Below are 13,624 nucleotides of genomic sequence, written 5' to 3' on the forward strand. Positions count from 1 at the left end.
TAACGAAAAAATTTGAACGAAAAGAGTGATTCGGCTTGTTGAAGCTATTTTTCTCTTATTATCGGCCCTATAAAAAACTGTTTGTGCTCGATTTCGTCTGCGCCGTAGTCGCCGGGCTGCTCGAGCTCGGGTTTCCGCTTGCCGTCAACCAGTTTGTCGACAAGCTGCTGCCGGGCAAGGACTGGGGCTTGATTTTATGGGCGTGCGCTGGCTTGCTGGCGGTGTATGTATTGAATACGGTGCTGCAATTTGTCGTAACCTACTGGGGCCACATGCTGGGGATCAACATCGAGACCGATATGCGGAAAAAACTGTTCGAGCATATCCAGAAGCTGTCTTTCCGATTTTTTGACAACAATAAGACCGGTCATCTGATCGCCCGCATTACGAACGATTTAAATGAGATCGGGGAGATTGCGCATCATGGTCCTGAAGATATTTTCATCGCCATTATGACGTTGGTCGGCGCATTTATTTTAATGCTGTTCATTAATTGGAAGCTGGCTATTTTGACGTTCCTCATCATTCCGTTCATGGCTTGGCTGGCGATCTTTTTCAGCCGCAAAATGACTTCGACCTACCGCCGTCTGTTCGGCGATGTGGCTGAATTTAACGCTCGGATTGAAGATAATGTCGGCGGAATTCGCGTGGTGCAATCGTTCGCCAATGAAGAATATGAAAAGCGGCTGTTTGCGATCAACAATCAACGTTTTCGCGAGACGAAGCTGCTTGCCTACAAAATTATGGCCAAGAGCATGTCGGTCAGCTATATGATGATGCGGCTCGTATCGATGTTCGTTATGATTTGCGGCACCTGGTTTGTCATCCGGGGCGAGCTGTCCTACGGCGGTTTTATCGGGTTTTTGTTGTTGTCCAACGTCTTTTTCCGCCCGATCGAAAAAATTAACGCCGTTATCGAGAGCTATCCGAAAGGGATTGCCGGCTTCAAGCGGTATGTTGAAATATTGCAAACGGAGCCGGATGTTGCCGATGCTCCGGATGCGATCGAAGTGAAAAAGCTGCGCGGCGATATCCGGTTCAATCAGGTAACGTTCGGCTACGAGACCGATAAAAAAATTATTAGCAACATCGATCTTTCCATTCGGGCAGGCGAAACGGTAGCCTTTGTAGGACCGTCTGGAGCCGGGAAAACGACGATATGCAGCCTGCTGCCGCGCTTTTATGAAGTGAACGCCGGCAGCATTCAGATTGATGGGATCGACATCCGGCATATGACGTTGAACTCGCTGCGCAAGCAGATCGGCATCGTGCAGCAGGACGTATTTTTGTTCTCCGGTACGCTGCAGGAAAACATAGCTTACGGCAAGCTGGACGCGACGAAGGAAGAAGTCTGGGAGGCGGCGAGACGGGCCCAGCTGGAACCGTTTATCCGTCAGCTGCCTCAAGGCATGGAAACGATCATTGGCGAACGCGGCGTCAAGCTGTCGGGCGGCCAGAAGCAGCGTCTTGCGATTGCCCGGATGTTTTTGAAAAACCCGCCGATTCTTATTCTGGACGAAGCGACATCGGCGCTCGATACGGAAACGGAGGCGGCCATACAGCAGTCGCTCTCCGAGCTGTCGGCCGGACGTACCACTTTGGTCATTGCCCACCGACTGGCCACGATTAAAAATGCGGACCGTATTGTCGTCGTCACGGAAAAAGGAGTGACCGAGCAAGGACGTCACCAGGAGCTGATCGCAGCAGGGGGCGTATACAGCCGATTGCACAAGGCGCAATTCGGTTCTTAAACGGGCACGAACTACTTGTAGAGGAGCTTAGACCGGCATGGCGAATCAAAAGGATACCAAACCAGTGGGGCTGACGGCCTCCGCCGGTTATCAAATCGGAGTGAGAAGGACACTGCCCATTTCAACCGAGCATGCATGGGCGTATATCGTCTCGCCGGAAGGACTTGAACGGTGGCTGAGCAGCGGCAGAGCACTGGCCGTTCAAAAAGGCGAGATTTATACGACGAAAGACGGCTTTACCGGGGAGCTGCGGGTTGTCAAACCGTATGAGCAGCTTCGTCTTACATGGCAAAAGCAAGGCTGGTCGCAGCGATCGACGCTGCAAATCCGTCTGCTAGCGGGCGGACCGGTAAAGACGACCGTCAGCTTTCATCAAGAAAAGCTGGATAGCGCAGATGTCCGCGCCGATATGAAAGCTTATTGGGAAGCGGCAATCGAGCAAATGAGTGCAAACGGGAGCTAAGCGGCGGCAAGCCGACCTGCAATATAAATCGATGAAGCGAAATGCGGCGGCAAAAGCTTGAGTAATCAAGCTTTTATTGTCGTTGGGCGGATGTTTCGCGATGAAGCGAACGACAAAGTCAAATAAGGCTGCTAATGGAGGAACAACAATGGGGATCGAAATCGTCGCACTGGAAGCATCGCTTGTTGCAAAAGCGAGCAGAATGGTCAGCGGTTATCTGTTTTCTTCGTCAAATGGAACTGATGAACCTGCAGTGACCCCCGAGCTTGCGCAATCATGCGTACCGCTTCTCGAACGGTTGTTGAGCTCCGGACTAGCGGAGCTTTACATGGCCGTGCAGGACGGGCAGCACATTGGGTTTATGCTCCTCTCATGGAGCTTTTCGATGTCCAAAGGGCGTCCGGTTTTGCGTGTGGAAGCTCTGTATACATCTCCGGACTACAGAAATCAGGGCATAGGCAAAAAGCTGCTGCAATATGCGGTTGGCTTGGCCCGAACGAAGCAGGCCGTCCGTTTGCAACTTGAAACAGATGAAACGAATGTGCCCGCCCGCGTTCTATATGAGGACCTTGGGTTTGAAAAAATAGAGGGCAAGGGCGTCTATATGTTATTTTTATAATAATAGCGGCTTCCGGGCGAAGCGATGCGAATCGGATTGAAGGTGAATCAGTCGAATGAAAGAAGCGGAGCAGGAACTGCAGCTTGCGACATTTGCGGGAGGCTGCTTCTGGTGTATGGTAAAGCCGTTCGATAAGCTGCCGGGAATTATCTCCGTCATTTCCGGCTATACGGGCGGCTATACGGATAATCCGACCTACGAGGAGGTCGGCAGCGAAACGACGGGACATGCCGAGGCGGTACAAATTACGTTTCAGCCGGCGGTATTTCCTTATCGGCGGCTGCTGGAACTATTTTGGAAGCAGATAGATCCTACGGATCAAGAGGGACAATTCCATGACCGGGGCTATTCTTACCGGACGGCGATTTTCGTCCATAATGAGGCTCAGCGGAAGGAGGCGGAAGCGTCCAAGCACGAGCTGAGAGCAAGCGGACGCTTCAAAAAGCCAATCGTAACGGAAATTGTAAAGGCAGGTCCGTTTTACACGGCTGAAGAGGAGCATCAGGATTACTATAAGACCCATTACATGCACTATAAATTATACCGGGACAGCTCAGGACGCGATGAATTCGCACAGCGTCACTGGAACGGGAAAAAAGACAAGGAACGTTTGCGCCGCAGGCTGACGGAACTGCAGTATGACGTTACGCAAAACCGGGCTGCCGAGCCTGCATTCCGGAATGCGTACTGGAACCATTTTCAAGAAGGGCTGTATGTGGACGCGGTGAACGGCGATCCGCTTTTCAGCTCGCATGACAAGTTTGACTCAGGGAGCGGCTGGCCCGGATTCTCGAAGCCGGTAGAAGAAGGCTTTATCGCCAAGGAAGCGGATTTAAGCGGCGGCCGGGTGAGAACGGCGATCCGCGGCAGACTGTCCAATTCCCATCTCGGTTATTTGTTTCTCGATGGACCCCCGCCTTCCGGGCAGCATTACCGGATCAACTCCGCTGCGTTGCGGTTCATACCGAAAGAAGATTTGGCGCGGGAAGGCTATGAACGTTATGCGAAGCTTTTCTTTGCGTGAGTGCGGCTGGGCGCCTTTTAAAGAAAGGCGCTTTTATTTTGACTGTCAAGCAACTATAATGAGTGTATCAAAATGCAACGAGGTTAAATAATGATGATTCATGCGTTGGTGATTGCACCTTATAAAGGTTTATTCGAGTTGGTATCGGGCTTAAAGGAAGAATTGAGCGATTTTCGTCTTACGATGCTGCAGGGCGACCTCTCCGAAGTTCTGCCGTTAGTCGGGCAAATGGAAGAAGGGCAGTACGATGTGATCGTCAGCCGCGGCGGTACGGCCAGGCTGCTGCGCCAGCTTGTTACGATTCCGGTTATCGAGATTCACGTTTCCGGCTATGACATGATGCGTATTCTTACGCTGGTGCAAGGCATTTCGTCCCGTGTGGAAATGATCGGTTTTCCGAATGTAATCGACGGCTTTATTGCGGTGTCGCGGATTATGGGGATTGACATCCCTTATACGGAAATCGGTCGCGAGGAAGAAGCGTCGCAGGCGGTTGCGCGCGCGAAGGAAAAAGGCGTCGGCGTTGTGCTCGGAGATACGGTCACCGTCAGAAAAGCGCAGGAGCTGGGGATGGAAGGCATTCTGATTACTTCCGGCAAAGAAGCTGTGCTGGAAGCTTTCGCCCAAGCGAGATATATGCGGACGATCGCAGCGCGTTATGAACAAAAATATACGGTTTATGAGCACCTGCTTGACAAGCTGGACGCGGGCCTCGCCGTATTGAACGAACAGAACCGGTTCCAGTACGTGAACGATGCTTTTTGCGCGCAATGGGGAATTTCCGGAGACAAGCCGCTTCATGATGCGCCGATAGAACGAGGCACTTGTTTGTCCAAGCTGATCACATGCTTGAAGCTAGGCATAGATATCGACCGGGTCGCATTAACCTGCAGGCCGGCGCATTCGACGCCGATGCTTGTAAGCGCGGCCGCGCATGCGGCGGAAGCCGGCTTCTATTACGTTCAATCCGATTCCAAGCCCGATTCCGCTGCTGAGCACGTGCTGAGCGTCAGCTTTTGGACGGAGGCCGGTCAGGGCAATACGTTTCTGCAGCCGCTCGGGCAAACAGCCAACGCAGGCTCTCTCGCCGCGGGAGACGCGCCGGATGGACTTCCGATTGCCGTGTACGGGGAAAAAGGCTCGGGCAAGCGGCTGTGGAGCGCAGCATGGTCGGGCGGCGAACATACGGCTCAGGCTGAACAAGAGCGGCTGTTCATCGCGGCGGAGCTGCCGAAAGCGGGCAAACTTTCGCTAATTACGCTTGAGCAATGGCTTGCGCGTCTGGATCAGTCGGCCGTTCTTTACCTTAAAGGTGTGGAGGATATGGATGCTTCGCAGCAAAATGCGTTGGCTGAAGCGATAACGGCGGCACAGGCTCAAGTTATATTATCGTTCGAGCGTTCGCCAGGCGAGCTGCGCCGGGATGGACACCTTGGGTCCGCGCTGTTCGAGCTGCTGCAGGACCGGATACGATACTTTCCTCCGCTTCGCGACAGGCGGGATGAGCTGGAAGCGTTGATCCGCTCTTTGATCGCCAAATCGAACGAAACGTCGGGCAAGCAGATCGTCGGGCTGCGGCCGGATGTGCTGAACTCGCTGCTCGAACGTCCCTGGGCAGGCAACTTCAATGAGCTGAAAGAAACGATCGATAGGCTCGTTCACTATGCGAAGGGCGATTTTATCGATGAGTCGGCATTAGCCGGGCTGGAGCATGATGCTTTAAGCGAAGGCTGGCGCAATACGGGTTCCGGAAATCAAGCGGGCATCAGCGGCGGTATCAATCTCAATCAGACGCTGGAAGCGATTGAACGGGACGTTATTCAGGCCGTACTGAAGCAGGAACAAATGAATCAGTCCAATGCAGCGAAGCGTCTGGGCATTAACCGGTCAACCTTGTGGCGGAAGCTGAAGCAAAACGAGCATGAATCGTAATTTGTTGAATCAATGATTCGAATTGCAACACTTAGTAGCAGTTTTATAATCGACGAGAAATAATTGTTGCAAAATGAAGTGATGTATACTAAATTGATAGTAGCCATGAATGATGATGAAGGCAGCAGCGCGAAAATGAATTTGGCAAAAGAGGTGAAACGTTGGAACTGGCCATTATCGCAGATGACTTAACCGGCGCTAACGACACCGGCGTCCAATTGGCGCGCCGGGGGTTGAAAACATCCGTGCTGATCCAAATGGAGGCCGGAAACGAAGCCTGCAGCAGGCTGGATGCGGTTGTGCTCGATACGGACAGCAGAGCCGCCTCGCCGGAGGAAGCTTACCGCAGAGTGAAGGAGGCTTCCGTTTATGTCCGGCAGTTGGGCTGCGGGACGATCTATAAAAAAATGGATTCAACGTTGAGAGGCAACATCGGTGTTGAGCTTGATGCTGTATTCGATGCGGTCGAGCCCGAGTTGATTGTGCTCGCGCCGGCCTTCCCGCAGACCGGTCGGCTGGTTCGGGATGGGATTTTGTATGTGAACGGCATCCCGGTGCATGAAACGGCTGCGGGTTCGGACCCTAAAACGCCGGTGAAGGAGTCGCATATCCCGACGCTGCTCAAGCTGCAAACGAAGCGCGAGGTCGGCTTGATCGACCATCACGATTTGCGGCAGGGCGGCGCTCATATGCAGCAAAAGCTGAGCTCGCTGCTGGATCGACAAATCCGTTACATCTTGTTCGATTCCGGTTCGGAATCCGATTTGCGGACTGTTGCAAATTGCATAGAGCAGTCGGGACGCCGTGTCGTATGGGCCGGTTCGGCAGGCTTGGCGAACTTCCTGCCGATGGTTCAGGCGAGCGCTTCTACGGATTCCGCGACCGAAAGCAATGCCATACAGGCAAACGACGCAGCCATTGGGGGCGAGGAGCGCAGCGGCAAGCTTGCGGCGAAGCTGCCGGTGCTGCTTGTCGTCGGAAGCGTCAACGGCCAGTCGCGCAAGCAGCTGGACGCTTTGCTTCGCGTACGGGATGCCGTGCAGCCGGTCAAGCTTCAAGCCTATGCATCCGTAGAAGGAGGCGCTGCGAAAGACGCCGAGCTTGCGCGAATTTGCCGGGAAGCGGAAGCATCGCTGCGCCAGGGGATGAATGTCGCGCTGTTCAGCTCCGGCGATCAGGCGGATATCGACAGAGCGAACGAAGTCGGACGGCGGTTCGGCCTGGATCCGACTGCCGTAAGCGAACGGGTCGCCGATATGCTCGGCGAAGCCGCCGCTATGCTGATGAAGTCGCATCCGCTGCAAGGCGTCGTGCTGACGGGCGGCGATACCGCCAAGCAGGTGTGCCTGCATTGGGGGGCGTACAGCTTCGAGCTGCTCGATGAGCTGGAAAGCGGCATTCCGCGAGGACGTCTGATCGGCGACGGCCGGACGGTCGAAGCGGTAACCAAAGCAGGAGGTTTTGGCTCGGAGCAGGTGCTTATCCGCGCTATCGGGCAATTACGAGGGGAGGATACAACAGCATGATCAAACCGGTTATCGGAATTACGATGGGCGACGGTGCAGGAGTCGGACCGGAAATTATCGTTAAATCGCTGCAGCATAAACCGCTGTATGAAATGTGCAGGCCAGTCGTGATCGGCGACGCCAAAATGATTGAAAAGGCGGTCCGCATCGTAAACGGCAGCGCTGCCGTTAAAGCGATACACAGTATATCGGAGGCGCGTTACGAATACGGCGTCATCGAGGTGCTGGATTTGGATTTGCTGCCCGACGATTTAGTTTACGGGCAAGTGCAGGCGGCCGCGGGCAATGCGGCTTTCCATTATGTGGCTAAAGCGGTTGAATTGGCTCTGGACAAACAGATCCACGCAATCTGTACGGCGCCTTTAAATAAAGAAGCGCTGCATAAGGGCGGCCATCTATATCCGGGACATACGGAAATATTGGCAAGTCTCACCGGTACGGAAGATTATTCGATGATTCTGTATACGCCGAAATTGAGAGTTATTCATTTGACGACGCATGTGGGGCTGCTGAAAGCGATCGAATCGATCAACCCGGAACGAACGTACAAGGTAGTCAAGCTGGCGCATGATACATTGACCCATGCCGGCATGACTAGGCCGCGGATCGCGGTGTGCGGCATCAATCCCCACGCGGGCGAGAACGGCTTGTTCGGGAACGGCGAGGAGGAAGAAAAGCTCGTTCCGGGCATCCAGCGCGCCGTTGCCGAAGGGATTAACGTGTCGGGGCCGTATCCGGCGGATACGCTGTTTTACCGCGCGGCTCGCGGCGACTTTGACATGGTAGTGGCCTGCTATCACGACCAGGGCCACGCGCCGGTCAAAGTGCTCGGCATCGAATCCGGCGTCAACATCACCGCCGGATTGAAAGGCGGCGTTATCCGGACCTCCGTCGATCATGGGACGGCCTTCGATATCGCCGGGCGCAACAAAGCCGACGAGCAAAGTTTGCTGACAGCAATCCGTGTAGCCGCTGAAATGGCACCCAAGCAGTAATCCGGTGCTTAACGATGAGTCGCCGTTCGGCCGTGCGAAGGCAGATCATACCCGGTGGCAAGCGTAGATCAGGTAATCCAAATGCAGGCTTCTCGATTTGGTGCGAATGAAACGGAAGACGCATGACATAGTTAGGGGCTGCGGCTGCTATAATGGGAGTAAGGAGTCCAATTTGCTTCATCCGTAGGAGGTCGTCGTCATGCAAAGCGTAACGCTGAAAGTGGAAGGAATGACCTGCAGCCACTGTGCGCAGTCTGTCGAAGGTGCCGTCAAGCAGACCGGCGCGTCGGGGAAAGTCGATCTCGCCCGGAAAACCGTCTCGGTCCTGTACGACGAAAGCAAGCTTTCGCTGAAAGTGATAAAAGATGCGATCGAGGATCAGGGCTACGACATAAAGGAATAATGAATCTTATTAATATTTAATTCAGTTAATAAATAAATGACCTTCCTTCTTTGGGGAGGTCTATTTGTTGCTAAGTAATGGTACACAACTAATTTCTGTGGATATTCGGGACTCCCTTATTTCTGAGCCGGGCTGTCTGATTCGCCGGAGTATGTTACGATAAAGGTATACAGGTTAGCGAAGGAGGCGATATAGTTGGAGCCATCTTATAACGTCGGTTTTATTTATGCCCACCCCGATGATGAAACTTTTCTGAGCGGCTGCTTGATCAGACAGCTTGCCGATCAAGGGGAGAAGCCGGTTTTGCTGCTGGCGACGAAAGGGGATGCCGGCAAGAAGAACGGCCATGCCGCCCATTTTACGAATGAGGCGCTTGCCGCATTGCGGGAGCGGGAGATGGAACGGGCTGCCGCGATATTGGGCTTGCCGGTCGTTGAGCATTTGGGTCATCCGGACGGGAAGCTGAACCAGGTCGAGGAGTCGGGCTTCGTAGAGCAGGTGGCCGCTTTTATCAATAAATACGGACTCAAGGTCGTTTTCAGCTTTCCCGAGGACGGCGGCAATTTTCATCCCGATCACATCGCTATATCTAGAATGGCAACCGCTGCGGTAACGAGCGGCAAATGCCCGACTGTGCAAAAGCTGTATTACAGCATGTCCGACACATTGCGGCAGCAGGGACATATTCCTGCTCTTAGTATCGATACGAAACCGCAGTGGGACATAAAAGCCGAAGCGCTCAAGGCGCATGCGTCGCAAATTTTAGCAATCGAACGTTATTTCGGCGACTTATCCTCCTGTCCGGACAACCGCAGAACCGAGTCGTTTGCATTAGCATGGGAAAGAGGCGTCTGGTGGCCGCACAAGCAGGAATTGTCAGCTTTGGACGATTTGCAATGAATTTTCCAGACTGACTGCATGCATTTGCAATGAATAATCCAACCGTACTGCGCAGAATGGAATGCATCCAGGCAACAGGTGCGAGGGGGGATAACGGATGGAACCTCACACCAGTCCCTCTTTACGCACAACGTATGGGTTTGTACATCGAGACCGTCCTATGATTTTTCAGGACGGTTTTTTAGTGCGCCAAAAAGTAAGAAAAACACACTTGATTGTAAAAACGCGATTCTTTCGGGCCGGGATGACAGCGATTACAATTAAGCTACTACACGAAATTGGAGGTGAACAGTCTTGAATCATTCGGCGAAGCTGGAGGGGAATACCGCTGCCCGGGAGTCGGGGGCTGTCAAACAGGTCAAGCCGGCAAAGTCTTTAAATCGCCAACAGCGACGCAAGGCTTTATGGTGCTATGCGTTTATTGCGCCGCAGCTTATTATGTTTATCGTCTTTACGCTGTACCCGATATTGATGAGCTACGTTTACAGCTTTTACCGCTGGAACGGCTACGGGCCGCTGGAGGAGTTTATCGGATTCGATAATTTTATCGAGACGGTCTACGACCCCGTATTTTGGAATGCATTCAAAAATAACTTTATTTTCATGGTCGTTTTGGTATGCGTTCAAGTGCCTTTGGCCCTCGTTTTGGCCCTGATTTTGAACGCGAGCTGGCTGAAGGGCTCGGCCTTTTACCGGGCTATTTACTTTTTGCCTGTCGTGACGACGACGGCTGTCGTCGGGCTGGTGATGCGCTTTATTTTCGGAGCGTATAAAGGACTTGTGAATGAGGTGCTTATAAAGCTCGGACTGTTGGATAAGCCTGTGGACTGGATCGGCTCGATCGATACGGCGCTGCTGATCGTTATCATTGTCGGAATCTGGAAAAGCTTCGGGATGAAAATGATCTATTGGCTCGCAGGTCTTCAATCGCTGCCCAAAGAAATTTACGAGGCTGCCAAAGTGGACGGCGCAACGGCGTTTCATCAATTCCGCTTCATCACGATTCCGCTGCTGCTCCCGGTAGGAAGCGTCATTCTGCTGCTGTCCGCCGTCAATGCACTGCATGTGTTCGATCTGGTTAAAGCGATGACGGAGGGGGGACCGGCTTTCGCGACGGATATGGTCGATCTGTATATTTACCGCTACGCCTTCTCCAGCGCGGGGGAAGCGCGAGTCGGGTTTGCATCATCGGCGGGAATTTTTTACGGCATCGCGGTATTGTTCATATCGCTGATTTTGGGCGGATTGGTGAAGCTGACAGGCGGGAAGTCATCGCCCGGACATTGATATTCAGGAAGGAGCAAGGCTATGCTTCAGCATAAAATGAAACAAAGATTGCCCAAGGCGCTACTGCATACGCTTCTCACAGCCATCGGAATTGTATGGATTTATCCGTTTATATGGATGGTTGCCTCATCGCTCAAAACGAATTCGGAATATTTGACGGGTGGACTGACGCTGCTGCCGGCAAAGCTGCAATTTGAAAATTATGTCCGGGCGTGGGATACCGCCAATTTCTCGACCTACTTTTTCAACACGGTTTTCGTCACGCTGTTTACGGTAGCGCTGGTCATTTTGCTCTGTTCCTTGACCGGCTATGCATTGGGCCGATACCGGTTTAGAGGCCGGATCTTGTTCGTATCCGCGGTTACGGCGACCATGTTTATGCCCAAAGGCTTTACCATTATCCCGATTTATTCGCTGATCAATGCGATTGGCCTTAATAATTCGCTGCTCGGCGTCGTATTGGCGGAATCCGGCGGTGCGCATGTGCTGTTCATTTTGTTATTTATGACCCATTTCCGCGGGTTGCCCAAAGAGCTTGAGGAGTCGGCCGAAATGGACGGCTGCGGCTTCATTCGGACGTTCGTTCAAATTATGCTGCCGCTGTCAAAACCGATCATCGCGACGACTGCCATTATGCAGTTTATGTGGACTTGGAATTCTTTCCTTATTCCATTAGTATTTACTTTAGGTAAAGAAAACCTGAGGACGTTGGGAGTGGGGATGTATCAATTCGTTGGGGAGCATAGTATCGATTACACGGGGATGGCCGCCGCCGCAAGCTTGTCATTGCTGCCGATTATCGCAATCTTCCTGTTGTTTCAGCGTTATTTTGTGGAAGGGATCGCAGGTTCGGTCAAAGGGTAATGAATCGGGTGTTGTCCGGTGAGAGCGATCAAGGATTGGACGTTGCGGGCCTTACATGGAGCAAGCGTCGTCAAAAAGCTGTTCATCGTCTTTTGCCTGGTTAGTTTGATTCCGCTCATCGTGTCGGCTGTTACGTTCCATGATAGCGCTTCCAAAGCGTTGGAGGAAGAACTGGGTGCGAATACGGCGGAAATTTTGAAGCAGGTCGACAGCAGCCTCAGTTCATTTATGCTGGAAACGGAACGGTTGGCGAATATGGTCCGGTTTGGCGAGGCAACAATTAATTTTTTGGATATGAAGGAGCAGTCGGACGATCTATTCACAATTCAGACGTATGCGGAAATACGCAAGTTGCTTTGGTCCATTGGCAACCTGCGCAGCTATTTGTCAGGCATCTATATGATTAACGACAACGGTTTGACTGTCTATGGAAATGCGGAAAATCGTTTGATGAAAACGGATTATCATTTTTCGCAGCAGCCCTGGTACAAAGAAATTATGAAGAACAAGCAGTTCCGCTTGTATCCGGTGAGGGAGCAGGATTATGTGGACGGTCAGCCGGCGGTCAGCTATGCGGGACGGATTTTTGATTTTAACCGGGGCCAGGACCGGGGGACGCTGCTGATTAATTTTAATCCCGACGTCATTTCGTTTATGAGCAAAAATATTCAATTGGGCAAAACCGGCTACGTCTTTATGATGACGCTTGACGGACAGAGGGTCAGTCCATCCGGCAAGTTTCCCGAAGGGCTTGTGAATCTTCCTTCTTTTAAAGAGAGGCTGAAAAAAGATAACGGACATCTGATCGTTCCCGATCAGGGCGTCAAAATGATGGTCAGCTTTCATACTTCGGCTTCGACGGGCTGGAAAATTATCGGCGTGGTGCCTTTCGAGGAAATTGCCGGCGGCATTAAAAATGTGCGTTTCATGCTGTATATGATCGTCGTGCTGGCTACGGTTCTTATCGCGTTTTTATCGATTGTTTTATCCAAGGCGATTACGAAGCCGTTGAAGCTGCTGGAACATAATATGCGAGAGGTGGAAAGCGGCAATTTCGCCGCAGCGGTGGAGGTGGGGAGCGGAGATGAAATCGGGCGCCTCGGCAGACGCTTCAACCGGATGGTCGGCGAGCTCGAGCGGATGCGCGAAGAAATATATTTGTCGGGGCTCAGGGAATTGAAGCTGGACATGCTGCATAAGGAAGCCGAGCTGAAGGCTTTGCAGGCACAGATCAATCCGCATTTTTTGTACAATACATTAAATACGATAACTTGCATTGGCGAAGTTAACGAGGTCGAAGAAATATCCGTTATCAGCAAATGTTTGGCCAACATGTTCAAATACAGCATCAGTCCGAATCATTACGCCAGTCTGGCCGAGGAGCTGGACCATGTAGAGGCGTATATGGAAATTATCCGATACCGGTTTCGCGAAAAAATACAGTTTCATGTCGACGTTCCGCCTCTTCTCAATAATGTCAAAGTCGTCAAGCTGATCGTCCAGCCGATTGTCGAAAACTGCGTGAATCACGGACTGGGGCAGAAGATGGGTCAAGGAAATATCTGGATACATATTACAGCGCGCCAGGAAGCGTTGATCATACGGATAACGGATGACGGTATCGGGCTAAAGGAAGAACGGCTGGCTGAGCTTCATGCTCAGCTGAAGAAACAGGAGAATTCGTCTGACGACCGTCTGACCGGATTGACCGGACACATCGGTTTGTTGAACGTAAGACAGCGGCTCAGTATGCATTATGGCGAGAAGGGCTCCATCTTCTTCGACAGCAGCTGGGGTCGGGGCACTGTAGTGGAATTAAGCGTTCCTCTCGAACGGTATCCATAGGAGGAAAGAGGTGCG

At 52.4% G+C, this 13,624-nt stretch carries 12 protein-coding genes; all 12 read left to right on the forward strand.

Translation table 11 applies throughout. From position 1 onward, the window contains the following. Positions 1 to 35 precede the first annotated feature (35 nt). Entirely contained in the window at positions 36 to 1,751 is a 1,716-nt protein-coding gene (locus E1757_RS08050) for an ABC transporter ATP-binding protein (RefSeq protein WP_133226460.1), read from the forward strand. A gap of 37 nt (positions 1,752 to 1,788) precedes the next feature. Next, complete coding sequence (locus E1757_RS08055) at positions 1,789 to 2,214, forward strand: SRPBCC family protein (protein WP_133226462.1); 426 nt, start codon at positions 1,789 to 1,791, stop codon at positions 2,212 to 2,214. 148 nt (positions 2,215 to 2,362) lie between these two features. Continuing rightward, positions 2,363 to 2,833 carry a GNAT family N-acetyltransferase gene (locus tag E1757_RS08060; RefSeq protein WP_133226464.1) on the forward strand — a complete coding sequence of 157 codons (471 nt, stop codon included), beginning with the start codon at positions 2,363 to 2,365 and terminating at the stop codon, positions 2,831 to 2,833. Between the two features lie 55 nt (positions 2,834 to 2,888). Beyond that, positions 2,889 to 3,857 (forward strand): peptide-methionine (S)-S-oxide reductase MsrA, encoded by a 969-nt coding sequence (gene msrA, locus E1757_RS08065; RefSeq protein ID WP_133226466.1) that lies wholly within the window; start codon positions 2,889 to 2,891, stop codon positions 3,855 to 3,857. Between the two features lie 90 nt (positions 3,858 to 3,947). After that, complete coding sequence (locus E1757_RS08070) at positions 3,948 to 5,789, forward strand: PrpR N-terminal domain-containing protein (protein WP_133226468.1); 1,842 nt, start codon at positions 3,948 to 3,950, stop codon at positions 5,787 to 5,789. 161 nt (positions 5,790 to 5,950) lie between these two features. After that, the gene (locus E1757_RS08075) at positions 5,951 to 7,315 is read left to right on the forward strand and encodes a four-carbon acid sugar kinase family protein (protein WP_133226470.1); all 1,365 of its coding nucleotides are present in this window, start codon (positions 5,951 to 5,953) and stop codon (positions 7,313 to 7,315) included. Beyond that, positions 7,315 to 8,310, forward strand: coding sequence for a 4-hydroxythreonine-4-phosphate dehydrogenase PdxA (gene pdxA / locus E1757_RS08080; protein ID WP_133226686.1), 996 nt, complete (start codon positions 7,315 to 7,317; stop codon positions 8,308 to 8,310). The genes E1757_RS08075 and pdxA overlap by 1 nt, the downstream gene beginning before the upstream one ends. 199 nt (positions 8,311 to 8,509) lie before the next feature. Next, positions 8,510 to 8,713 carry a cation transporter gene (locus E1757_RS08085; protein ID WP_133226472.1) on the forward strand — a complete coding sequence of 68 codons (204 nt, stop codon included), beginning with the start codon at positions 8,510 to 8,512 and terminating at the stop codon, positions 8,711 to 8,713. 195 nt (positions 8,714 to 8,908) lie between these two features. Further along, on the forward strand, positions 8,909 to 9,613 hold the full coding sequence (locus E1757_RS08090; RefSeq protein ID WP_133226474.1) for a PIG-L deacetylase family protein: 705 nt from the start codon (positions 8,909 to 8,911) through the stop codon (positions 9,611 to 9,613). A gap of 294 nt (positions 9,614 to 9,907) precedes the next feature. After that, entirely contained in the window at positions 9,908 to 10,900 is a 993-nt protein-coding gene (locus E1757_RS08095; protein WP_246079071.1) for a carbohydrate ABC transporter permease, read from the forward strand. A 21-nt stretch (positions 10,901 to 10,921) separates the two neighbouring features. Continuing rightward, entirely contained in the window at positions 10,922 to 11,764 is an 843-nt protein-coding gene (locus tag E1757_RS08100; RefSeq protein ID WP_133226476.1) for a carbohydrate ABC transporter permease, read from the forward strand. Positions 11,765 to 11,782: 18 nt separating this feature from the next. After that, positions 11,783 to 13,609, forward strand: a complete 1,827-nt coding sequence (locus E1757_RS08105) for a sensor histidine kinase (protein WP_133226478.1) — start codon at positions 11,783 to 11,785, stop codon at positions 13,607 to 13,609. Positions 13,610 to 13,624 lie beyond the last annotated feature (15 nt).

This window comes from Paenibacillus piri, assembly GCF_004354045.1.
GTDB classification, from domain to species: Bacteria; Bacillota; Bacilli; order Paenibacillales; family NBRC-103111; genus Paenibacillus_S; species Paenibacillus_S piri.

What these genes read in the sequence shown, in the direction of transcription:
- E1757_RS08060 (WP_133226464.1), top strand. Translation starts at nt 2,363, where the DNA reads ATGGGGATCGAAATCGTCGCACTGGAAGCATCGCTTGTTGCAAAAGCG.
- E1757_RS08055 (WP_133226462.1), top strand. Translation starts at nt 1,789, where the DNA reads ATGGCGAATCAAAAGGATACCAAACCAGTGGGGCTGACGGCCTCCGCC.
- E1757_RS08100 (WP_133226476.1), top strand. Translation starts at nt 10,922, where the DNA reads ATGCTTCAGCATAAAATGAAACAAAGATTGCCCAAGGCGCTACTGCAT.
- E1757_RS08085 (WP_133226472.1), top strand. Translation starts at nt 8,510, where the DNA reads ATGCAAAGCGTAACGCTGAAAGTGGAAGGAATGACCTGCAGCCACTGT.
- E1757_RS08070 (WP_133226468.1), top strand. Translation starts at nt 3,948, where the DNA reads ATGATGATTCATGCGTTGGTGATTGCACCTTATAAAGGTTTATTCGAG.
- msrA (WP_133226466.1), top strand. Translation starts at nt 2,889, where the DNA reads ATGAAAGAAGCGGAGCAGGAACTGCAGCTTGCGACATTTGCGGGAGGC.